The 19,773-nt window shown below is 38.9% G+C and carries 19 protein-coding genes and 1 pseudogene; 14 read left to right on the top strand and 6 right to left on the bottom strand.

All coding sequences use genetic code 11. The features are described from left to right. Positions 1-74: 74 nt before the first annotated feature. Positions 75-308, top strand: coding sequence for a hypothetical protein (locus AC2TFD_RS25215; RefSeq protein WP_335568544.1), 234 nt, complete (start codon positions 75-77; stop codon positions 306-308). Between the two features lie 32 nt (positions 309-340). Here AC2TFD_RS25215 and AC2TFD_RS25210 read toward each other — a convergent pair whose 3' ends face one another. Next, complete coding sequence (locus AC2TFD_RS25210; protein ID WP_335568545.1) at positions 341-1,048, bottom strand: DNA alkylation repair protein; 708 nt, start codon at positions 1,046-1,048, stop codon at positions 341-343. Positions 1,049-1,226: 178 nt separating this feature from the next. Between AC2TFD_RS25210 and AC2TFD_RS25205 the strand changes: the two genes are divergently transcribed. Then, positions 1,227-2,207, top strand: a complete 981-nt coding sequence (locus tag AC2TFD_RS25205; protein ID WP_335512250.1) for a cation diffusion facilitator family transporter — start codon at positions 1,227-1,229, stop codon at positions 2,205-2,207. Between the two features lie 25 nt (positions 2,208-2,232). Here AC2TFD_RS25205 and AC2TFD_RS25200 read toward each other — a convergent pair. Continuing rightward, a pseudogene (locus tag AC2TFD_RS25200) lies at positions 2,233-2,746 on the bottom strand (acyl-CoA thioesterase). 160 nt (positions 2,747-2,906) lie between these two features. Here AC2TFD_RS25200 and nadE point away from each other — a divergent pair. The 10 genes from nadE to AC2TFD_RS25150 all read left to right on the top strand — a co-directional run bounded on the left by nadE (position 2,907) and on the right by AC2TFD_RS25150 (position 13,972). After that, the gene (gene nadE, locus AC2TFD_RS25195) at positions 2,907-3,722 is read left to right on the top strand and encodes an ammonia-dependent NAD(+) synthetase (protein ID WP_335512248.1); all 816 of its coding nucleotides are present in this window, start codon (positions 2,907-2,909) and stop codon (positions 3,720-3,722) included. A gap of 486 nt (positions 3,723-4,208) precedes the next feature. After that, positions 4,209-5,411: a membrane-associated sensor domain-containing protein gene (locus AC2TFD_RS25190; protein WP_335568546.1), complete on the top strand. Its 1,203-nt coding sequence runs from the start codon at positions 4,209-4,211 to the stop codon at positions 5,409-5,411. Positions 5,412-5,464: 53 nt separating this feature from the next. Continuing rightward, positions 5,465-6,892, top strand: coding sequence for an amino acid permease (locus AC2TFD_RS25185; RefSeq protein ID WP_335512246.1), 1,428 nt, complete (start codon positions 5,465-5,467; stop codon positions 6,890-6,892). A gap of 115 nt (positions 6,893-7,007) precedes the next feature. Next, on the top strand, positions 7,008-7,841 hold the full coding sequence (locus tag AC2TFD_RS25180; protein WP_484674154.1) for an amino acid ABC transporter substrate-binding protein: 834 nt from the start codon (positions 7,008-7,010) through the stop codon (positions 7,839-7,841). Next, complete coding sequence (locus AC2TFD_RS25175; protein WP_335512259.1) at positions 7,828-8,523, top strand: amino acid ABC transporter permease; 696 nt, start codon at positions 7,828-7,830, stop codon at positions 8,521-8,523. The genes AC2TFD_RS25180 and AC2TFD_RS25175 overlap by 14 nt, the downstream gene beginning before the upstream one ends. Positions 8,524-8,543: 20 nt before the next feature. Beyond that, positions 8,544-9,278, top strand: coding sequence for an amino acid ABC transporter ATP-binding protein (locus tag AC2TFD_RS25170; protein WP_335512244.1), 735 nt, complete (start codon positions 8,544-8,546; stop codon positions 9,276-9,278). Positions 9,279-9,400: 122 nt separating this feature from the next. Beyond that, a complete protein-coding gene (locus AC2TFD_RS25165) occupies positions 9,401-9,934 on the top strand; it encodes an NfeD family protein (RefSeq protein ID WP_335512243.1) in 534 nt (177 codons plus the stop codon). A gap of 13 nt (positions 9,935-9,947) precedes the next feature. After that, positions 9,948-11,462 (top strand): flotillin lipid rafts scaffold protein FloT, encoded by a 1,515-nt coding sequence (floT, locus tag AC2TFD_RS25160; RefSeq protein WP_484674153.1) that lies wholly within the window; start codon positions 9,948-9,950, stop codon positions 11,460-11,462. Between the two features lie 445 nt (positions 11,463-11,907). Then, on the top strand, positions 11,908-12,618 hold the full coding sequence (locus tag AC2TFD_RS25155) for a response regulator transcription factor (protein WP_335512241.1): 711 nt from the start codon (positions 11,908-11,910) through the stop codon (positions 12,616-12,618). Then, positions 12,596-13,972 (top strand): HAMP domain-containing sensor histidine kinase, encoded by a 1,377-nt coding sequence (locus AC2TFD_RS25150; protein WP_335512239.1) that lies wholly within the window; start codon positions 12,596-12,598, stop codon positions 13,970-13,972. Before AC2TFD_RS25155 ends, AC2TFD_RS25150 begins: the two co-directional genes overlap by 23 nt. Before the next feature lie 9 nt (positions 13,973-13,981). Here AC2TFD_RS25150 and AC2TFD_RS25145 read toward each other — a convergent pair whose 3' ends face one another. The 4 genes from AC2TFD_RS25145 to AC2TFD_RS25130 are packed head-to-tail and all read right to left on the bottom strand — an operon-like array spanning position 13,982 to position 17,280. Beyond that, entirely contained in the window at positions 13,982-14,755 is a 774-nt protein-coding gene (locus AC2TFD_RS25145; protein ID WP_335512237.1) for an ABC transporter ATP-binding protein, read from the bottom strand. Beyond that, positions 14,752-15,450 (bottom strand): ABC transporter permease, encoded by a 699-nt coding sequence (locus AC2TFD_RS25140; RefSeq protein WP_335512234.1) that lies wholly within the window; start codon positions 15,448-15,450, stop codon positions 14,752-14,754. The genes AC2TFD_RS25145 and AC2TFD_RS25140 overlap by 4 nt, the downstream gene beginning before the upstream one ends. 31 nt (positions 15,451-15,481) lie before the next feature. Then, a complete protein-coding gene (locus AC2TFD_RS25135; RefSeq protein ID WP_484674152.1) occupies positions 15,482-16,348 on the bottom strand; it encodes an ABC transporter substrate-binding protein in 867 nt (288 codons plus the stop codon). Further along, positions 16,342-17,280 carry a substrate-binding domain-containing protein gene (locus AC2TFD_RS25130; protein WP_335512230.1) on the bottom strand — a complete coding sequence of 313 codons (939 nt, stop codon included), beginning with the start codon at positions 17,278-17,280 and terminating at the stop codon, positions 16,342-16,344. The genes AC2TFD_RS25135 and AC2TFD_RS25130 overlap by 7 nt, the downstream gene beginning before the upstream one ends. Before the next feature lie 238 nt (positions 17,281-17,518). On the opposite strand from AC2TFD_RS25130, the gene AC2TFD_RS25125 reads away from it, so the two are divergent. Continuing rightward, complete coding sequence (locus AC2TFD_RS25125) at positions 17,519-18,181, top strand: FMN-dependent NADH-azoreductase (RefSeq protein ID WP_335512228.1); 663 nt, start codon at positions 17,519-17,521, stop codon at positions 18,179-18,181. A 197-nt stretch (positions 18,182-18,378) separates the two neighbouring features. Beyond that, the gene (gene speD / locus AC2TFD_RS25120; RefSeq protein ID WP_335512226.1) at positions 18,379-19,698 is read left to right on the top strand and encodes an adenosylmethionine decarboxylase; all 1,320 of its coding nucleotides are present in this window, start codon (positions 18,379-18,381) and stop codon (positions 19,696-19,698) included. The last annotated feature ends 75 nt before the right edge of the window (positions 19,699-19,773 follow it).

Raw genomic sequence — 19,773 nt, 5'->3', positions numbered from 1 at the left:
CCCATTCTTTTTTGGAATGGGTTTGTGTATGGTTGACTTATACTATCAATTAAGCAAAGGGAGGAAGACCAGAGATGAGCGAATGCAAATTGGATCATTCACAAGAAGATGTTCGAACGAAATATGAATCCCAACTAGAGTTTCTTCCAGAAGATATGAATTTCTTATTTGAACAATTCTTTACAAAAGAACATACGCAGGATCTATTAAATGAAGTGTTTCATTTATTAAAAAAATATGATTTAGTATCTGAAGAAGAAAGAAATGCAAGAAATAATCGGTTGTATCTAGTATTGAAAAACGTATAAAACTAAAAGCCCCCAGTAATGGGGGTTTTCTACTAGCAAATGGCGGTTTTTTTCTTCACGCCAATCTTATCCTTTTGAATCATTTTATCTATATATTGTGTGGCTAATGGTACTTTACAAGCTGTGTTTCCAACATCAACATGAACCTTGCCCATGTTTTCAGCCACTTTGAGTGCCTCTTCATGTAACTCCTTTACGTAGGCTCCAGCACCGATCACAAAGGTATTCATCGCATAACGGACACGATTTCGTTCCTCATGAATTGTTGTTTCTACCTGCTGTAATCGTTCACGAATTTCCTCTAGATCCAACTTTTCGTCTGGAGTAATTGAAATATAGTTTGTATATGTATTCCAGCCGCAAACCGCGATCATTTCATTTTCTGATTCCATCCATTCCTGTGCCAGCTCTAGTGCATAATCACTTTCTGCAGCAACCCCTGCCACTGTGTATTCTGCAGGCATATACCAATAGGCTTTATTTGCCCAGTCCTGTAGTGTTTCTTTTGTCATTAATTTTGGATTTACGGATAGACCTGCTAAATACATGGCATCATGGTTTCCGGTATTGTATAGTGCTAACGCAAGTTCATGATCCTTTTTTACATATTTAACGAGTTTTTTTAAGTCGCCGATTTTCACTCCAAAAAAAGGTTCCTTTACACCATGGTTTTGATAGATTTTTTTTATTTGTTCCGATCCAAGTTCCTCAAGCTTACTCATTATTTCATTTAAGTACATTCTCATTCCTCCTCAGCTCCAATAACCGTTCCTAAAGCCAATTTTACCAGCCTTTCTATCGTTAAGGAAAATTTTACTTATTACGATTGAGTAATTAATCCCAGACTATCTTCATGAAATTTACCCTTTTAGAAGATAGTAAAGATAACGAAAAATGCTGATAGAAAGAAGGAGTAGAATGGGAGAACTATTTCGTTTGTTAAGAAAAGGTAATAAATCGGCTATGATTGCAGCCATTGTCAATACGATTATTGCGATCGCAAAAGGTACTGCTTATATGTTTACCGGGAATGTCGCCATGTTTGCCGAAACCATGCATAGCCTTGGTGACGCGGCTAACCAGTTTTTTGTTTTTGTTGGTTCTGCCTTAAGTAAAAAGTCTCCAACAAACCGTTTTCCCAATGGATTTGGCCGATTAGTGAACTTAGTTTTATTAGGAGCTGTATTGATTGTTGGTATCATGGCATTTGAAACAATTCAAGAAGGCTATCATCATATTCTTCACCCGACCAAATCTGAAGGATTTTTAATCAATATAGGGGTTCTTGCCTTTGCTCTCATTCTTGAGATGTATGTTCTTTATAAAGCAATGAAGGAAGTTTTGCACGAAGTCGGAGCAGAAGCACAAGGACTTAGTGTTATATTCAAAAGTTTTGCCAATTTAGGAAGAGCAAAGCCAGCAACAAAGCTTGTATTTATGGAAGATTCAGTGGCTACAAGCGGCGGCTTGCTGGCAATAATCGCTGTTGTCATTTCTCATTATTCTGGAATCCTTTGGGTCGAGGGTGCTGCCTCTATTCTGATCGGGTTAATGATGTTTTTTGTTGTCGGCAGGGTCTTTTTGGATAATGCAGCGGGTGTTTTAGGTATAGCAGATGAGGAAATGGAAGAAAAAATCGGCAAATTAGTCATTGCTGACCCTGATGTAACAGATATTCAAGACCTGGCTGTAATAAAAGAAGGAGAAGATCTGCATGTGGAGTTGGAAATTGAGATTGATCCAAGCCTAACGGTTGCAGAAGCAGATGATATTAAGGACCGCCTGCAGGAAAAAATCATGGCCGAAAAAGGTGTTGTAGACGTAACGATTGAATTTGATGAGGAAGATGGAATCGAAACATGGAAACCAGGTGAGCCGAAAGAAGTGACCAACAAATAAAAGCAGGCTGCTTAGCAGTCTGCCTTTATTCCCAAGGTTTTTTTGTTGTAAAGTAATTAGCTAATTCTTTGCTGTTCTTTCGGTGTTCTTTGCGTTTTTCTGCTCTTATTTTTCCAGTTTCTTTAAAGCTTTTTTTCTTCCTCTGTTTCGGGGATGATGGCTGGAACTTTAGTAGGCTTTCCTTTTTCATCTAAAGCAACAAAGGTTAAAAACGCAGTTGCAGCGATTTTACGAGTACCTGTGATGAGGTTTTCAGCAATTACTTTTACAAAAACTTCTATTGAACTTGTTCCTGTCCAGGTAACAAAGGATTCGAAGCAGACGGAGTCATCCGGGGTAATAGGGCTTAGAAAGTCAACAGAGTCCGTAGAGGCGGTTACACATTCTCTCCTTGAAAGGCGAGCTGCTGAAATGGAGGCAAGCATGTCCATATCGCTCATTAATTTACCACCGAATAAAGTGTTATGGTTGTTTACATCATTTGGGAAAATTCTACTCGTTCTTACAACTCTCGTTTCATTGCATGTTTTTGAATCCATAAGTATCCTCCGATTACAGTAAAGATGAATTTATTTTTTGCTCTTATCGTATTCTATACTCATTTTGGAGAAATAAAAAGAATCCCGAATTTAAGCCAATATGATTCAAGTATGTTAAATTACTAATATGAATACATAGAATGGAGGTTCAAAGCAAGCAATGCAAAATGAAATTCAACAAACACTGCATGTAAAATCTGAAATAGACCCTAAGGCAGAAATAAAAGATCGAATTAACTTCCTAAAAAATTACTTATTAAAAACCAAAGCAAAAGGTTACGTTCTTGGGATTAGCGGCGGGCAAGATTCAACACTTGCTGGCCGCCTAGCTCAGCTCGCAGTTGAAGAGATGAGAGCGGAAGGTCATGAGGCATTATTTATAGCGGTACGGCTCCCATATGGTGTGCAACAGGATGAGGCAGATGCCCAGCTTGCTTTAGACTTCATTCAAGCCGACCAAGAGTTTAGTTTTAATATTAAACCCGCTGTCGATGCTGTTCAATCCGAGTATAATGCTGTTTCAAAAAATAAACCGTTAAGCGATTATCATAAAGGAAATGTAAAAGCGCGGATGAGGATGATCGCTCAATATGCATTTGGCGGTATGGAAGGATTGCTCGTCATTGGAACAGATCATGCAGCAGAAGCTGTTACAGGGTTTTTTACAAAGTATGGCGATGGCGGTGCGGATGTAGTCCCATTAACCGGACTCACAAAACGGCAAGGTAAAGCTTTATTAAAAGAACTTGGCGCAGATGAAAGACTCTATTTAAAGGTCCCTACAGCAGACCTTTTGGATGTCAAACCCGGTCAAGCGGACGAAACAGAATTAGGCATTTCTTATGATGAGCTCGATGACTATTTAGAAGGGAAAACAGTTTCACAAGAAGTTGCAGAAAAAATTGAACAGCGTTTCTTGGTTACAGCACATAAACGCCAAATGCCAGCATCGATGTTTGACACTTGGTGGAAATAAAGGAGGGAAGCTTTTCCTTCCTTTTTTATTGTCCAGCCCCACAAGAGTAAGCTTCGGAAGCGTTACCTCGCACGAAAGAAAAGCGTTAGCTTTTCTGATGAGCACCCTAGCGGCTAGTGTCCTTCGCTCTCCGCGAGTAAAAATCCCTTCAGGATTTTTACCTACCTACGATAAGTCAAGCACGAATGCGCCTCCGGCTCTTCGTGTTTCCTTTATCTCAGTTGGAGCGCTCCACAAGGAACGCTTCGTCAGCGTGTGCTTCGAACGAAGGAAAAGCGTTAGCTTTTACAAGGAGGCCATACGTCGCTGACCACTAAGGAAAGCTCCTTCGAATAAACATCGCAGGACCAAGCTGCACTTTGGCTTGGTCCGAGGGCGCTTCCGCTTTTCTATTTGTCATAAAACTGATAAATCTTACTCCGATTTATTTCCTTTTAGCGTTTTATAATAATAAATAAAACTTAGGAAAAAAAAGGATGTGAGGGTATGAAATCGTCCATAACTGAAACAAAGTTTATTCTGTCTACGGTTAGCGCCATTTTTCTTTTGATGATGGTACGTGTTTCCCTATTTCAGATTAATAACATATATAGCCCCGTTAGCTACGTTGGTATCCACTCCTTTTTAGAAATTATTTGTATTGCTATTTCCGTAACGATATTCTTATACGGAATAAAAAAGTTTAGGACATCTAAGTCAAATCGTCTTCTGTTATTGGCTTTTACCTTTTTTATAGTAGGAGTAATTGATATCCTCCACACTCTTTCTTACAATGGAATGCCTTTTTTTATAACCCCAAGTTCGGTCCAAAAAGCAACCTGGTTTTGGGTTACAGCAAGAGTAATCCAATCGATATTAATGCTATCATTGTTATTTCTTCCTGATCGGCCATTAAGGAAAGATTATCGATTCTTTTCCGTTGCTTTAGGGATACTGCTAACTTGTACAATTGGATATATTATTATTTTTTATGAAAATAAACTTCCGCTGCTTGTGATCGAAGGGAAGGGCACCACTTTATTAAAAAATAGTTTGGAGTATGGTGTAAGTTTTATTTTATTTGTGTCTCTGATGGTTTCCTTATATCAGTATTATCTTGATAAGAAGGAAGACAAATTATATTTCGCCTTAGCATTTGTGTTTTTGCTGTTGACTGAATTGATCTTTACCATCTATCAAAGTGTTTTTGATCTTGATAACTTTCTGGGACATATTTATAAGGTATTTGGTTTTTACTTTATCTTAAAAGGATTCTACTTCACCGAACTCAACACTGACTCGATAGGATCAAGTCAAGAAAAATTAACGTCCGACCAGCCGGGGTTGTTTTTTAGATTGAAGAAGCAAGGCAATCAATTTATTTGTACAAATATTGAGGGAGAATTGCTGAATGGTATGGAATTTATCCAAGAAGAAATTGTAGGAAAATCTATCTTGGAAATTCTTCCGGCACACGATGCCTCCATAAATGATTATTGCGATTTAACAAAGAAATTTAAAGAGTCCGTCACTTTTGAAATGATATGCCGGAATAAGCACTTATTAATTTCCATTAATCCATCAGTTGACGAATTTGGCGGAGATGTTATACTAGGAACGGCGATGGACATGACGGGAATCTTTCCTAAAAGGTTCAATCCAAAACAATTCAAGACAGAAGAAAATAGAAATGCAAAGATAGTAATGTAATCACCTTAATGGATTGCCTTACTATTTTTTTTTGATGATTGGAGGTTACATCTTTGACGAATTCACATAAATTAGGTTTTTGGGTTTTAACGGCACTAGTCGTTGGAAATATGGTCGGATCTGGAATATTTATGCTTCCACGGACACTGGCTGAAGCAGCAAGTCCTGCTGGAGTTTTGTTAGCTTGGCTTTTAACAGGTCTAGGTGTTTTAATGATTGCGCTTGTTTTTGGTAACCTAGCCATTCGGAAGCCGAATTTAACTGGCGGGCCACAAATTTATGCGAAGGAATTGTTTGACACAGGATCAAAAGCTTCGATTCTATCAGGTTTTATGGCGTCATGGGGTTATTGGATTGGGAATGTAGCCGGAAATGTTGCGATCATTACCACATTTGCGGGGTATTTATCTACCTTTTTTCCTATTTTAACGAGTCAAGCCGATTGGTTTACAATTGGCAGCTATACATTAAAAGTTGGTAACGGGTTAACGTTTATTGTCTGTACTGTTTTATTATGGGGAACCCACTTGATTATTTTACGAGGTTTAGAAAGTGCCGGAAAATTAAATTTTGCAGCAACAGCCGCAAAGGTCGCAGGTTTCCTAGTATTTATCATTGTGGGTCTATTTGCTTTCGAAAAAACAAATATTCTCCCGCTTCTTGAAACGAGAGTGGATGAGTCAGGTCAAGCATTCGGGCTGATGGCACAGGTAAACAATGCGGCATTAATAACATTATGGGCATTTCTTGGGGTAGAGTCAGCCGTTGTCTTTGCTTCACGAGCCAAGAGAAAAATCGATGTAAAGCGGGCAACCATCGTCGGTCTTTTTATAGCTCTATGTATTTATGTTGGAATCAGTACCCTCGTTATGGGGATGTTGGATCAAAATTCGCTTATCTCTTCTGAAAAGCCTTTAATAGATGCCATTCAGACAGTTTGGGGTCCAGCAGGTGGAAAAGTATTAGCAGCTATAGGCTTAATCAGCTTATTTGGTTCATCGATCGGCTGGATTATGCTCAGTGCTGAAGTACCCTATCAAGCTGCAAAGCAGGGACTATTCCTGCCGGCCTTCTTAAAAGAAAACAAAAAGGGATTACCAATATTTTCACTCGTATTAACAAATGGAATCGCGCAAATCTTTATTTTTTCCACGGTTTCAAAGTCCATTTCCGGAGCCTTTGATTTTATTATAGCGATTGCAACTTTGGCATATTTAGTACCCTATTTTATTGCGTCTATGTATCAACTAAAATTAGTTGTAAAGGGTGAGTCTTACCATCATGCAAAGTCTAGAATCATCGATGGTGCTATTGCATGCGCAGCCACCATTTACTCCGTTTGGGTAATTATTTCCGGGACATCAGATATAAAGACCTTTATTTTAGGAATAGTCCTTTTATCAAGCGGAATCTTATTCTCTAGGCCGCTGATGAAAACACGTACAAAAGATCAGTCAAAAAAAGAATTAGTATCTGCCTAATAATTTAGTTAAAACACCTGCCGGACATCTGGCAGGTGTTTTACATTTTAGTTGAAAAGATTGGGAAGGATAATATTATCAGAACCATAAATCTAGAAACCTGGAGGTAATCTTAATGAAGAAATTTCCCGTATTTATTGTGCTCTTACTAAGTTTTATCTTAATTTTGTCGGCATGTGGAAAAGAAGAGAAAGCGGAAGAAAAGAAAAAAGAGGACAATAAGACAGCTGAAAAGAAAGAAGATCAAGATTTATTCGCTAAGATTAAAGATGATGGAAAGTTACGTATTGGAACTGAAGGTACATACGCACCTTTTACGTTTCATGATCAAAGTGGGAATCTAACTGGATTCGATGTTGAGATTGCCACAGAAGTTGCAAAACGTTTAGGGGTAAAACCTGAGTTTAAGGAAACACAATGGGATGCGATCTTTGCAGGACTTGATTCAAAGCGCTTTGATATGATTGCCAACCAGGTCGGAATTCGCCCTGACCGTCAGGAAAAGTACGATTTTTCTGATCCCTACATCACTTCTGCCGCTGTTCTGATTACTCATAAGGATAATAATGAGGTCAAGGCATTTGAGGACATTAAAGGGTTAAATTCTGCACAGTCATTAACAAGTAACTATGGAGAAATGGCAAAAAAATATGGTGCAAATCTTGTAGGTGTCGAAGGGTTTACTCAATCGGTCGAACTGCTTGCTTCTAAACGTGTTGATGTCACGATCAATGATCGGATTACGGTTTTAGATTATTTAAAGCAAAAGCCTGACGCACCGATTAAAATTGTTGATACAAGTGAAGAAGCTTCTGTCAGCGGCTTAATGTTTAGGAAAGATAGTGGAACCCTCGTAGATGAAGTGAATAAGGCTCTATCGGAAATGATTGCGGACGGCACATACACAAAAATCTCGGAGAAATGGTTTGGTGAAGATGTACTTAAATAGTATTTTTGCTGACCCAGAGAGAACAGCCCGATTAATTGATATTGCTCAAAGTTCCTTTCAGCCCCTTCTGAAAGGGGCTATTTTTTATACGATACCATTAACGATCATTACTTTTATCATTGGGATAATCCTAGCGATACTTACTGCCTTAGCCCGGATTTCCCACGTGAAGATTTTTCAACTCATTGCACGGATTTATGTTTCGGTGATACGGGGAACCCCTTTGTTGGTACAGTTATTTATTATTTTTTATGGATTGCCAACCGTTGGTATTATCATCAATTCCTATATTTCAGCTGTAATCGGTTTTTCCTTAAGTGTCGGTGCGTATGCTTCTGAAATTATCCGGGCTGCCATCCTATCCACTCCAAAGGGACAGTGGGAAGCGGGTTATTCGATTGGAATGAGTTATACTCAGGTGTTAAAAAGAATTATCCTGCCCCAAGCAGCTCGCGTTTCCGTTCCACCGTTATCGAATTCATTTATCAGTCTCGTAAAAGATACGTCTCTTGCTTCTCTTGTGTTGGTAACCGAAATGTTTCGAAAAGCCCAAGAAATTGCTGCGAGCAATTATGAATTCTTATTAGTTTATTCTGAAGCTGCCCTCATTTATTGGGTCATCTGTTTTTTCCTGTCAATAGTCCAACAAGCGCTAGAAAAGAGGCTGGAGCGATACGTGTAAAAGAAAGGAGGGGTTATGCGATGATCGCCATTAAAGGATTATATAAACAATTCGGGAAGTTAGAAGTATTAAAAGGAATTGACCTTGAGGTAGAGAAGGGGAAGGTTGTCGTTGTCATTGGTCCGTCTGGTTCAGGAAAAACAACCATGCTGCGCTGCATGAATGTATTGGAAACACCAACAAAAGGGGTGATTTCGATTGAGGACCAGTCCCTTGATTTTTCGCAGACTGTGCAAAAAAAGAACATAGCGGCTTTTCGTCGATTAACTGGCATGGTGTTTCAAAGCTATAATTTATTCCCACATAAAACGGCCATCGAAAATGTCATGGAGGGTCCACTGGTGGTTAAGAATGAGCATAAAGATACAGCTCGAAAAAAGGCAGAGGGATTGCTTGAAAAGGTGGGTCTTGGCGATAAGAAGGATTATTATCCTGCACAGCTCTCAGGCGGACAGCAGCAAAGGGTTGGAATCGCAAGGGCATTGGCAATGGAACCGAAGGTTATGCTTTTTGATGAACCGACATCAGCGCTTGACCCCGAACTTGTGGGTGAGGTGTTAAAAGTGATGAAGGACCTTGCAAATGAGGGAATGACCATGATTGTCGTAACCCACGAGATGCGGTTCGCGAGAGAGGCCGCTGATGAGGTTATTTTCATGGATCAAGGGGTAGTGGTCGAAAGAAGCAAACCAGATAATATCTTTACGAATCCGAAGGAAGAGCGGACTCGGAAATTTTTAAATATGATTCAGTAAGTGCTATGGCAAAAGTCATAGCACTATTTTTATTATTTAGGTAAAATTTAATTATAAATTGTGAATCTTTTCCATAATTCAACCGTATTAAAGGTACAAACATATCGAAGGGAGTGGTGCCAATGGAAGTATTCAATCTGCCATTAGAAACAATCTATTTGTATGGATTAATTGGTGCAGGTATTTTGACCATTTTGTATGTGTTTTTTGCAGATGTTGCTCATTTCGACGGACCCGACTATTTGAATCCGGTCATCATCTTAGCGTTTGTTACGATTTTTTCTGCAAGCGGGTATTTATTTGAAAAAATCACCTCAATTCACTATTTACTAATAATTGGAATTTCAGCTTTACTCGCTATTATCCTTGTTACTTTTTTAAATGTATTTGTACTCATTCCATTGTCGAATGCCGAAGAGTCTTTAGTCTATAAAGAATCTGATTTACGGGGCAGAATTGGTGCAGTAATTACTGCTATCCCGTCAGATGGATATGGTGAGGTAATGATCGAAAGCATTAGCGGTAGGATTGCAAAACCAGCAACAAGCTTTGACCGTGTTCCCATTGAAAATGGTACGAAGGTGCTTGTGGTTGATATAAAAGATGGGGTCCTTTTAGTATCATCCCATCAAGAAGTAGAGACATATTTACTATAGGGAGGTTGGTTTCATGGAGTTAGGTTTTTGGATTGTTATAGGGATTGTTGCATTTATCTTAATTGCTTTAGTTGGTGTTTTTATCACGAAGTATCGGACAGCAGGGCCGGATGAGGCGCTGATTGTGACAGGGAGTTTCTTGGGAAATGGAAATGTTCATGTTGATGAATCAGGGAATAAAATTAAGATTATCCGCGGCGGCGGTAGTTTCATATTACCAGTGTTTCAACAAGCCAAACCCCTAAGCTTGCTTTCTAGTAAACTTGAGGTAACTACACCAGAAGTGTATACCGAGCAAGGTGTACCGGTTATGGCAGATGGTGTGGCGATCATCAAAATCGGTGGTTCGATCAGTGAAATTGCCACAGCTGCTGAACAATTTCTTGGTAAAGCAAAGGATGACCGTGAAAATGAAGCCAAAGAAGTCCTCGAAGGTCACTTACGTTCCATCCTCGGTTCGATGACGGTAGAGGAAATCTATAAAAACCGTGATAAATTCTCACAAGAAGTTCAACGAGTCGCTTCGCAGGACCTCGCCAAAATGGGCTTAGTGATTGTTTCGTTTACGATTAGGGATGTTCGTGATAAAAACGGATACCTAGATTCCCTCGGTAAACCGCGTATTGCTCAAGTGAAAAGGGATGCGGATATCGCTACAGCAGAAGCAGATAAAGAAACAAGAATTAAAAAAGCCGAAGCAGCGAAAGAAGCCAAGCGTTCTGAGTTAGAACGAGCAACAGAAATCGCAGAGGCGGAGAAAATTAATCAGCTAAAAGTTGCCGAGTTCCGTCGTGAACAAGATAGTGCTAAAGCACGGGCTGACATGGCATACGAATTGGAAAGCGCAAGATCGAAGCAGGAAGTAACAGAGCAGGAAATGCAAGTTAAAATTATCGAAAGACAAAAGCAGATTGAACTTGAAGAAAAAGAAATTCTGCGCCGAGAACGTCAATACGATTCTGAAGTCAAGAAAAAAGCGGATGCGGATCGATACTCAGTGGAGCAGGCTGCAGCAGCGAATAAGGCAAAACAAATCGCTGAAGCTGAAGCGAATAAGTACCGTATTGAAGCAATGGCAAAAGCGGAGGCAGAACGAGTTCGTCTAGATGGTTTATCCAAAGCCGAAGCCCAAAAGGCACAAGGTACCGCGGAGGCAGAAATCATCCGCCTAAAAGGTTTGGCGGAAGCAGAAGCGAAAGAAAAGATTGCAGAAGCATTCGAGCAATTCGGTCAAGCAGCTATCTTAGATATGATTATCAAAATGCTTCCTGAATATGCGAAGCAAGTGGCAAGCCCGCTTTCCAATATTGATAAAATCACAGTAGTAGATACAGGCGGTTCCGGTGAAAATGGCGGTGCCAATAAAATTACCGGCTACGCCACCAATCTAATGGCCACTTTACAAGAGTCATTAAAGGCCTCCAGCGGAATCGATGTCAAAGAATTAATTGAGAATTACTCTGGAAAAGGAAATGTTAAAAGCAGTATAGAGGAACTAACATCCACCATCAAAAAAACAGAAGAATAATACCTGGAAATCCTTATCAATTTGATAAGGATTTTTTTATCGTTTATGAAATTATAAATGTCCGAAAATGGGAGGACTTCGGACAAGGCAAGTGCCAATTTATTTGTAGGTGTCCGAAGCTGCCGGCACTAATGATGAAACAAAAAACTAAATCCAAGTTTTTAACTCAATATATTTTTCTATAAGACAATAAATTTGTTTTTTCTCAAAAAAATAAGGATACCCCCACGTTGGGATATCCGTATGTAAAAAAAGAGAGATTAAAATTGGGAGAGCAAGTGGTTAATGTCATCCATAACCTAAAGAGTTAAAAACCTCTTTCATTGCTACAAGTTCATCTTATCGGGAAATATTGTAGATGTTATGAAGAACTTGTGATGAATTTGTGAAGATGAAAAAAGGCAATCCCCGACATGATATATTATAGCTAAGGGGAGTGAGAACGGTGAAAATACTGCTTGTTGATGATGAAAAAAGAATTACAGAAGTTCTTGAAGCCTACCTCGAGAGAGAAGGATATGAAATTCATTGTGCCGATAATGGAATCGACGCATTAAAAAAAGCAAAAACCATAAATCCCGATTTAATTATACTAGATTTAATGCTTCCGGATATTTCAGGTGAAGAAGTTTGCCGCTTAGTTAGAAAAGAATCAGATGTACCCATTTTGATGCTGACAGCTAAGTCGGCAGAAGATGACCGCATAAATGGTATCGTCATGGGAGCTGATGACTATCTAACAAAGCCATTTAGTCCTCGGGAAGTAGTAGTGCGCGTACAAGCAATCCTTAGGCGAGTAAAGAAGGCAGAAAAAATAGAACGAATTGAATTTAATCACAAACAATTAGCGATCGACCTCAGCAAAAAAGAAGTAACGGTTAAAGGTAAGGATGTTATTCTGACTCCGATTGAATATAAGCTGCTTACGAATATGGCACTGAATCCGGGACGCGTATACAGCCGTATGGACCTGCTAGAAAAAATTCAGGATGAAGGTATGTACTATGAAGGATATGAGCGCAGTGTTGATACGCATATTAAAAACCTTCGCAAAAAAATTGAGCTGGATTCTAGGCAGCCAACGTTTGTCCTGACTGTGTTTGGAATGGGTTATAAATTTGGAGGGGTGTTAGATGCTTCAAACACTCCGGTCTAAAATCCTTTTTTATTTATTACTCAGCTCGATGATCGGAATTCTCTTTGTCAGTTTTTTTATGCAATGGGGATTTGAAGAAAGCTTTAAGAATTATTTAGACCGAAACCGAGATAAGCAGATTAGTAGAATTATTACAGAAATAGAAAAAGACTTTAAAAAAAATGGCCATTTTACAAGTGATCCTGTTTTTGGACTACTTCATGAACACGCCATGACGGATCAGCTCTATTTTCAATTATATGATCGTGTGGGACAGCTGCAAATGGATTCATCCAATATCCGAGGGATGCTGAATAGTTTAGGTCTGGCTGAGCCTGAACCGAACGGGGAAAAGTGGCATTCCGCTTCCTATACACTTCGAGTAGATAATCAAATCATTGGCAAGCTTATTGCGATTTACCCGGTTGGCTTAATTGATGATGAATACAATTTTTTAAAAACGATTCAATTATACATTTATGCAGCAGTGTGCTTAACGATTTTATTATCGATTCTATTTAGTATGTTATTTTCGAAAAAACTAACATCTGGTTTAAATAAGGTTTCCTTTGCAGCAACTGAACTGCAGCAGCATAATCTATCCATCCGAATCCCATTAAAGGGATTACCTACCGAGGTGAAACAGCTTGCAATATCCTTTAATAATTTAGCAGAATCATTGGCAAAGGGCGAAATGTTAAGAAAACAATTTACTGGTGATTTAGCCCATGAACTTCGTACACCACTCTCCACGTTAAGAAGTCAAATAGAGGCTTACCAAGATGGGATTTGGGAGCCCACTCCAGCACGCTTACAATCCAGTCATGAGGAGCTTATGCGATTAGTAAGGCTAGTGAATGAACTTGAAAAGCTGCTCGCAGCCGAAAATCCACAAATTCGATTGGAAAAAGTAGAGATAGAAGCTGGAAGCGTACTTGCTGCCTTATGGGAAATGTTTTTACCCTTGTTTAAGCAAAAGGGGGTACAGCTTCATATAGAAGAGCCTAATCAGGAACTCATCTTTCCAGCTGATAAGGACCGCTTAATGCAGATACTATCAAATATTTTAAACAATGCTCTAAAGTATACGCCTGAAGGAAGGAATGTTACCATCTCCGTATTAACCGAAAAAGAAGGGTTTGTTGGTTTTAAAGTCGAGGATGAAGGCTCAGGTATGGCTGAAGATGATATTCCACATATTTTCGAGCGCTTTTACCGCGGGGATAAATCACGTGATCGAAAAACAGGCGGTGCTGGAATAGGGCTTTCCATTGTGAAGGCATTAATGGGAGCACACAATGGTATCATCAAAGTAAAAAGTAGAATAAATAAGGGGACAACCATCATTTTATGGTTTCCGGAAGAAGATTATTAAGGAAAGCCGCTATCTCATCAGTGATAGCGGCTTTTCATTACTAGAACGTAAGGGATAGAATTTCTTCCATTCATTTAGAAATGGAGAAGTAGCGGAATTGGGGTGTTCCAGGACCCTCTGGGTAGGTCCATGCTGCTTAACTTCTCCATTTACAATGATGGCAAGAGAATTTGTTAAATAATTGATTTCCATCAGGTCATGACTCACAAAGGCGGTTGTGGTTCCCGAACGTTCAATAATTCCCTTAAAATCATCCATTAATTTAATTTTCGTAGGAAAATCTAAAGCAGAAAAGGGTTCGTCAAGGAAAAGGATCTCTGGCTCAACAATCATCGCTCGTGCAAGATTTACACGCTGTGCTTCACCGCCAGATAGAAAATGTGCGTTTTTCTTTGCCAAGTGGGTGATTTGAAATTGCTCCATCCATAGATTTACCTTTTCTTTGATGATAGACTTTGGTACTTTTCTGAGCTTTAAGCCAATTGCAATATTTTGAAATACCGTTCCTTCTAAAAGCAGTGATTGCTGCAGGGCAACTGAGAATTTCCTCCGTAGTTCAAGTGAGGGAGTTCCATTTGGAATGACTTGACCGCGGTAGAGAATTTCACCACTGCTAACAGTGTCCAGCAAGGCTATTACTTTTAGCAAAGTACTTTTTCCAGCACCATTGGGACCCATGATTCCCATAAATTCACCGTGTTGAATCTGGAAATTAGGAATGGTCAAAATGCTTTTGTTATGGGCCAGATACGTAATGTTTTTAAGCTCAATCAATGGGTTCATGATAATCGCTTCCTTTGCTGTAACATCGTCAACGCCGCCGTGATAAGTAACGCAACCGTTAATAGAATGAAAGAAATAGCAAGAGCTACATCAAAGTTACCCTTTGATACTTCCATTACGATGGTGGTGGTTAAGATTCTCGTATCACCTTGAATATTACCGCCTACCATCTGCGCGGCACCAACCTCCGCAATAACCCGCCCAAAGCCAGCCATAATGGCAGCTACTATGGCAATTTTTGTTTGTTTTAAGAGAATCATAATGGTTTGTATCTTGGTAGCTCCAAGCGCTTTAATTTGTAAAAGCATTTTATCATTGATTTGTTGAAAGGCTGAACTGGTTAAACCTGTAACGATCGGTAAAGAAACCAAGACTTGTGCCATAACAATTGCCGTCGGGGAATAAAGCAATTGTAAATGCCCCAGTGGACCGGACCGCCATAACAACATGGTAATCCATAATCCCGCAACAACTGGAGGTAAGCCCATGCCAATATTAATGAGTGTTAAAATAACTTTACGCCCTTTAAAGCGATTAAGGCCAAGAAACATACCGAGCGGCAAGCCTATTAGGGAACTGATAAGGATAGCCATAAAGCAGACTCTTAGAGTTAACCAGGTTATCTCAAAAATCTCTCTATCACCGGTAAGGATCATTTGTATCGCTTTCTTCAACCCATCCATAATAAGTTCCATCCCGCTTGCTCCCTTTCACTTTTACATGGTGCTATTCAGTATATTTAATAAATAAAGACTGTCCGAATTCTTCTTTACCGAAGCTTTCAATTACGTCTTGTGTTTCCGGGTTAACCATGAACTCAACAAATTTTTCTGCATCCTTGCTGTTAACCATATCGTGCTTCTCTGGATTAACCTGCATGACATGGTAAATATTGATTAGATCTTTGCCGCCCTCAACAACAATTGTTAGGTTGGTTAGGTTTTTCTCTTGTGCGAGCCATGTAGCACGGTCCGTTAAAATATAGCCATTTTTTTCATTGGCAATTTGTAAAGAAGCACCCATTCCTTGACCTGTTGAGATGTATGTGTCGCCTGTTGGCTGGATATTAGCAGTTGTCCAGATACCAAGTTCTTTTTTATGTGTACCAGAGTCATCGCCGCGCGTAACAAAGTTTGATTTTACCTCAGTAATTTTTTGAAACGCTGCTTTAACGTCGTCACCGCTTACATCTGCTGGATTATCTTTAGGTCCGACTAAAATAAAATCGTTATACATGACGCGTTTCCGATTAACAGCGTCACCGCTGGAAACAAGTTCTTCCTCTGACTTTGGAGCATGGACTAATAGGACATCTGCTTCACCTTTTGTACCCATTTCTAATGCTTGTCCGGTACCAACTGCAATCGTTTTTACTTTCACATTGTTTTCTTCTTCAAAGATTGGCAGTAATTCATCTAATAAGCCGCTGTCCTGAGTGCTGGTTGTTGTAGCAAGGATAAGTTCAGTTGGTTCGGCCTTCGGTTCTGTCTTTTTCTCTTTTGCACCATCTTGCTCAGTGGCATTGTTTCCACAAGCAGATAAAATAAGGAGCATGAATACAAATAGTGTAGCAAAAAAACGATTCCTTAACATGAAATTTCCTCCATACTACTAGTTTTGTAGATTACTTTTCCTAATTCCTGAATTTCATAGCCTTCTAAATCGGTTAAATTGTTTTTAAAACTGTCAGATTGAAGGTATTGAATCAATTGAACTAGACTTTCTTTGTTATCCTTTGTAAATCGAAATACAAGGTCAAATTGTTCCTTTGCCACAGGAATAAAATCGAGACCTAAATGACTAGCAGCGGATTGAATTCCGAAGGCAACATCCGCCATTCCTCTACTTATGTAAGAAGCAGTTGATAAATGGGTCCATTCTTCATTTCCGTAGCCATTAATAGCAGCAGGATCAATCTCTTGTTTGGCGAGCATGGAGTCTAAAAGAAATCTTGTCCCAGCGCCTTTTTGTCGATTAACAAACTGAACATCTTTTCTGGTGAGGTCCTTAAAGTCAGCTATAGCTTTTGGATTTCCTTTTGCTATGATAAAGCCTTGTTCTCTAGAGGCAAAACGAACAACACAAATGGATTCGTAAACAAAAAGCTGATTGATAAATGGCAGATTGTATTCTTGTGATGCAGGGTCTAATAAATGGATGGCTGCTATATCGGATTGGCCGCGATAAAGCATCATTAACCCCTCAAGGCTTCCTATGTACGTTGGCTGGATTTGCAGATGTAATTCTTTGGCTGTTTGTTTTACAAAGTGTTCTACAAGAAAATCGTGGCTGCCGGATATACGAACAGGTAAGGAATTATGTACCTCATGCTGTTCTACTTGGATTTTTTTCGCAGGTGCTTTTGTATTTTCCTTATATCTTTCAATCTCTTCATGTTCGATTCTCATTTTATTGCCGACTTTAAATGCTTGTAATTCACCTCGCTTAATCAACTCATAGACGGTATGTTTGGAGATTTGGAACAGTTGAGCTACTTCATCTGGTGTATATGCTTTTCCTTCCATTCGTAATGCCTCCTTCCTTTTAGCAGTATTAATATAAAATAAATATACAATAATAACTGTGATTTTTGTTAAGTTTTGTTGAGTTTCGTTAAGTTTCATTTGGAATTGTCACTTTTCGTTCACGCTATTCGGAAAAATTCACACTTTCTTCATAAACTTCACTGATTGTTCATCGGTGAACAAGGAAGTTTGTTGTACTATATGGATAGATGATATTTAAATAAAGGATGGGGATCAGATGTCAAAACTTCTATATATTACCGTTAATCCGAAAAATGATATAAAGCTTTCGAAGGGGATGCAGCTGGGTGAGGCTTTTTTAGAAGAGTTTAAAAAACAACGTCCAGAAGTAGAAATTGAACATATGCATTTATATGATATGGATATCCCTCAAATTGATATGGATTTGTTATATGCACGGGCGAAATTATCCTTTATGGGCAAGACATTTGAAGAGTTGTCAGAGGGAGAACAAAAACAAATCACAGCGATGCACGCACTTGCTGACCGATTTATTGCTGCAGATTATTATGTATTTGTTACACCTATTTGGAACTTCGGCTCGCCAGCCATTTTAAAAGCTTTTCTTGATAATTTGTTTATTGTGAACAAAACGTTTACTAATACGCATGAAGGAGCAAAAGGGCTCCTCACCAACCGCAAGGCGCTTCATATCCAGACACGAGGCGGTATTTACTCAACTGGACCAATGGTTGATTTTGAATTCGGCGATCGCTTCTTAACAAAGGTACTAGGTTTCTTGGGAATGGAAGTCATGCCAACTGTGTTTGCAGAAGGTATGGATCACTTTCCAAAGCAAGTACCTGAAATTATGGCAAAAGCAAAAGAACAAGTGATCGAAGCAGCAAGAGAAATGGCAAAAGAAACAGTTACCGTTTAATAGAATAAAAAAATGCGACTCTGACATCGAGTCGCATTTTTTATGAGGATATTCAATTTGATAAATTTAAGAAATAAGCACAAGCCTTTAGAATTATTGAACATATAGTGTTTAACAAAGTGAATAAGCAGTGGGAATAGGAGGTCTATCCTTCGATTACCATAGTTTTTTCATGGACAAAAAAAGGAAGTGTTTCAATGGATTCTAAAGGGCAACACCTTATTGTCGATGCGTTTAATTGTCAGCATGATATTCTAAATGATGCTGAACAATTAAAAGAGGTGCTCATTAAGGCAATTGATGATATAGGTATGGAGATATTATCAGTAAATTTCCATTCTTTTTCCCCTCAAGGAGTAACCGGAGTTATTGGTATTTCAACTTCTCATTTTTCCATTCATACATGGCCGGAAAAGGGATATGCTGCCTTAGATTTGTATACATGCGGTGAGCAGGATATCTGGCCAGCATTTAAAGATATTCTTCAAAAAATAAAAGCGAAACGTGTTGAAGTGTTTGAGGTGAACCGCGGTGAGGAAGTAAATCAATCACCTGTAAGGAAAATACTAAATCTTACATCTGACACTGTGAATGTCGATTTTAGTAACTCAAGCGAGTTATTTCAACTGCGAGACGACCAAGGAAACGTTTGGGACTTGATGCAGTTAAAGGAACTAGCCTTAGGAAAACACGATATACTTTACCATGGTTCTAGTCCATTTCAAGATATATTATTAGTTAAAGCCAATGATGTACGTCTATATTTAAACCAAGAGTTACAATTTTGTTCCTTAGATGAAAGGTATTATCATGAAGCTCTAATCTATCCAGTAATGGAGATGGCTGCTTCTCATGAACGTGTTCTCATTTTGGGCGGCGGGGATGGACTTGCATTACGAGAAGTGCTTAAGTATTCAGGCGTAGAGCATGTTGATCTAGTTGATATTGACCCAGTCATGCTTCAACTTTCTAAAACTGAACCAGTGCTGCTAGAACAAAACAATCAATCTTTTTTTGACGCCAGGGTACATGCCCATACTATGGATGCCAAGAAATATATTACAGGTAATCTAAAACCATATAATGTCATTATTATTGACTTTCCTGACCCTACTGACCCGATTATTAGTGCTTTGTATACAAAGGAATTATTCAGTCAAATTGCTAGCCATTTAACAGATGATGGTGTTTTAGTTTGTCAATCCAATTCACCGGAAGATGCTCCAAAAGCATTTTGGAGTATAGCGAAAACCTTTGAGGAAGCCGGTCTTTTTACGAAACCATATAATATTATCGTTCCTTCCTTTGGTTTATGGGGATTTCATTTAGCATCACATCGAAAATTCACTAAGAAGATTCCGCAAATATCTGTCCCTCACCAAGCGATTCAAAATATGGAACCTTTGTTTGAAATTTCGTCTAATCTCAAGTCCTTTCAGGGTAGTGCAATTGTGAATACTAAAGATAATTTAAGATTACATGAGTTATATCAAGAGGAGATTAATAGTTGGTCTTAATTAAGAGGAATAGGGGGCTGAACCAAAAAGACCCTACAGTGGTCTTAAGGAGCAGTTCCTTTCTTATTTTGTTTA

This window comes from Neobacillus sp. plas4 (assembly GCF_057221695.1).
The sequence above is the reverse complement of the archived record's forward strand: the minus strand, read 5'-3'. Positions and strand labels throughout refer to the sequence as shown.

Bases quoted from the DNA above. Each gene is read 5' to 3' on its own strand.
- AC2TFD_RS25215 (WP_335568544.1), top strand. From the start codon at position 75: ATGAGCGAATGCAAATTGGATCATTCACAAGAAGATGTTCGAACGAAA.
- AC2TFD_RS25210 (WP_335568545.1), bottom strand. From the start codon at position 1,048: ATGTACTTAAATGAAATAATGAGTAAGCTTGAGGAACTTGGATCGGAA.
- AC2TFD_RS25205 (WP_335512250.1), top strand. From the start codon at position 1,227: ATGGGAGAACTATTTCGTTTGTTAAGAAAAGGTAATAAATCGGCTATG.
- nadE (WP_335512248.1), top strand. From the start codon at position 2,907: ATGCAAAATGAAATTCAACAAACACTGCATGTAAAATCTGAAATAGAC.
- AC2TFD_RS25190 (WP_335568546.1), top strand. From the start codon at position 4,209: ATGAAATCGTCCATAACTGAAACAAAGTTTATTCTGTCTACGGTTAGC.
- AC2TFD_RS25180 (WP_484674154.1), top strand. From the start codon at position 7,008: ATGAAGAAATTTCCCGTATTTATTGTGCTCTTACTAAGTTTTATCTTA.
- AC2TFD_RS25175 (WP_335512259.1), top strand. From the start codon at position 7,828: ATGTACTTAAATAGTATTTTTGCTGACCCAGAGAGAACAGCCCGATTA.
- AC2TFD_RS25170 (WP_335512244.1), top strand. From the start codon at position 8,544: ATGATCGCCATTAAAGGATTATATAAACAATTCGGGAAGTTAGAAGTA.
- AC2TFD_RS25165 (WP_335512243.1), top strand. From the start codon at position 9,401: ATGGAAGTATTCAATCTGCCATTAGAAACAATCTATTTGTATGGATTA.
- floT (WP_484674153.1), top strand. From the start codon at position 9,948: ATGGAGTTAGGTTTTTGGATTGTTATAGGGATTGTTGCATTTATCTTA.
- AC2TFD_RS25150 (WP_335512239.1), top strand. From the start codon at position 12,596: ATGCTTCAAACACTCCGGTCTAAAATCCTTTTTTATTTATTACTCAGC.
- AC2TFD_RS25145 (WP_335512237.1), bottom strand. From the start codon at position 14,755: ATGAACCCATTGATTGAGCTTAAAAACATTACGTATCTGGCCCATAAC.
- AC2TFD_RS25140 (WP_335512234.1), bottom strand. From the start codon at position 15,450: ATGGAACTTATTATGGATGGGTTGAAGAAAGCGATACAAATGATCCTT.
- AC2TFD_RS25135 (WP_484674152.1), bottom strand. From the start codon at position 16,348: ATGTTAAGGAATCGTTTTTTTGCTACACTATTTGTATTCATGCTCCTT.
- AC2TFD_RS25130 (WP_335512230.1), bottom strand. From the start codon at position 17,280: ATGGAAGGAAAAGCATATACACCAGATGAAGTAGCTCAACTGTTCCAA.
- AC2TFD_RS25125 (WP_335512228.1), top strand. From the start codon at position 17,519: ATGTCAAAACTTCTATATATTACCGTTAATCCGAAAAATGATATAAAG.
- speD (WP_335512226.1), top strand. From the start codon at position 18,379: ATGGATTCTAAAGGGCAACACCTTATTGTCGATGCGTTTAATTGTCAG.